General features: G+C 74.1%; 1 pseudogene. It reads left to right on the top strand.

Going from position 1 to position 201, the window contains the following annotated elements:
• Nucleotides 1-201 (top strand): annotated as a pseudogene (locus IF37_RS40625) (glucose-6-phosphate dehydrogenase); the annotation flags it as partial.

The raw sequence follows: 201 nt of genomic DNA, 5'->3' as shown, positions 1-201 counted from the left end.
ATCGGCGCCGCCCGCGACGTCATCCAGAACCACCTGCTCCAGCTGATGGCCCTCACCGCGATGGAGGAGCCCGCCTCCTTCGGCGCGGACGCGCTGGCCGCGGAGAAGGAGAAGGTGCTCGGCGCGGTCCGGCTGCCCAGGGACCTGGGCGAAGCCACCGTGCGCGGCCAGTACGCGGCCGGGTGGCAGGGCGGCGAGAAG

The organism is Streptomyces sp. NRRL S-31, from assembly GCF_000718775.1.
In the GTDB taxonomy this organism is placed as follows: Bacteria; Actinomycetota; Actinomycetes; order Streptomycetales; family Streptomycetaceae; genus Streptomyces.
This window is presented reverse-complemented; position numbering and strand designations above follow the sequence as displayed.